This is a genomic window from Thermococcus sp., from assembly GCF_027008145.1.
GTDB lineage: Archaea > Methanobacteriota_B > Thermococci > Thermococcales > Thermococcaceae > Thermococcus.
The window spans coordinates 1-1,501 of sequence record NZ_JALTCZ010000037.1 but is presented as its reverse complement, the minus strand read 5'-3'; the positions used below and the strand labels follow the sequence as shown (position 1 = coordinate 1,501).

The 1,501-nt window shown below is 49.9% G+C and carries 1 protein-coding gene and 2 pseudogenes; 2 read left to right on the top strand and 1 reads right to left on the bottom strand.

Translation table 11 applies throughout. From position 1 onward, the window contains the following. Nucleotides 1–274: pseudogene (locus tag MVD07_RS01775) on the top strand (hypothetical protein); the annotation flags it as partial. A 67-nt stretch (nucleotides 275–341) separates the two neighbouring features. Further along, nucleotides 342–896 (top strand): RNA 2',3'-cyclic phosphodiesterase, encoded by a 555-nt coding sequence (gene thpR / locus MVD07_RS01770; protein ID WP_297497849.1) that lies wholly within the window; start codon nucleotides 342–344, stop codon nucleotides 894–896. On the opposite strand, the pseudogene MVD07_RS01765 reads toward thpR, so the two are convergent. After that, nucleotides 860–1,501 (bottom strand): annotated as a pseudogene (locus MVD07_RS01765) (ATP-binding protein); the annotation flags it as partial. The gene thpR and the pseudogene MVD07_RS01765 overlap by 37 nt on opposite strands.

Sequence of the window (1,501 nt, the reverse complement as noted above, 5' to 3'; positions counted from 1 at the left end):
CGTGGGCGTACCCGTGGGGGCAATCTTAGATGCTCTGGCAGATGGCAGTCTCCCACCGTGGTTTGCAACCATAACCGTTGGCTTCAGTGTTAGTGACTATTCCAGTTACGTCATGCTTGGCCACGTAAAAAACAAAGGGCCTTCCAGCACCGTAACTTTCCACGCAATGGAAAGCAAGTATAAGGTTGAGATCCCAGTGCACCACTGGTACGGTACGACCTATGAAAAGGTAAACGTTCCGATTGGCCTTTATGTGGAAGCTGACTACAGTTGAACTGCTTTTTATTTACCTTTCCCAAAACCCCTTTAACCCCCTCCCCCAACTTTTCCCGGTGGTTGGTATGAGGGCGTTCATAGCTATCGACGTCAGCGATGAGGTTAGGGACAACCTCCTCAAAGCCCAGGAGAGAATAGGAAACAAAGTGGCAAAGATAAAGTTCGTTGAGAGGGAAAACCTTCACGTAACGCTGAAGTTCCTCGGAGAAATCGACGAGGCTTTAGCCGAAGAGGTCAAGAAAGCTCTGGGAGAGATAGCTAATAGGCACAGGAAGCACAGGGTTAAGGTTAAGGGGATAGGCGTCTTCCCGAACCCGAACTACGTAAGGGTGATATGGGCCGGGATAGAGAACGACGAGGGACTGAAGGCTATAGCCCAGGACGTGGAAAAGGAAATGCATCGCTTGGGCTTCAAGAAGGACAAGGACTTCGTCGCCCACGTAACCATCGGCCGCGTCAAGTTCGTAAAGGATAAGCTTGAGCTTACGATGGCTCTGAAGGATCTCGCCAACAAGGACTTTGGCGAATTTGAGGTTAATGCGATAGAGCTGAAGAAGAGCACTCTGACGCCAAAGGGTCCGATTTACGAGACTATCGCTAGGTTCGAGCTGGCGGAATGAAGTTGGAAAAGAAAGAGGGAAACGGGGATTATCGCGAGGTTGCTCCCCTCAAGGAACTCAAGTTTGTCCTTTGAGAGGAGTATTTTGTTCTTTATTCCGACCCTTGGGAAGTCTTGAGGCCTAACCCTCTTCCTCCACTTCACTTCCACGCCAAAGTAAGGCGTTACAAAATCCACCTCTCTGGAACCGCTGAAAAAGTACGTTGGGTAAAGGCGCTTCAGGTGTTCACCGACAATACCCTCAATTATCCTGTCCGTCTCAGGCCCTTTCCCGAAGAACCTCCTGAAGGTTTGAAGTAGCAGGGGGTCAAGAAAATAGAACTTGCGCTCTTTCCTGAAGAGGGGGGTTAAATCGTGGAGTTTGACCTGAAAGTAGTTCCTCCCGATGAACAGCTCCTCAGAGAGCTCTAGATAATCCCTCACCGTGACGTGAGAACCTATCTCAAGCTCTTTGGCAAGGGAGTTGAGGGTCACTCTGTCACCGTAGCGACGCAGGAGGCCGAGTATTATTGAAAGGGCTATCCTCTCGCTCCTTCCAAGCTTGGCCACATCGAGAATCGTGGCGTTGTAAATCATCTCGTAGGTTTCAGGTTTTATACTCCTCTC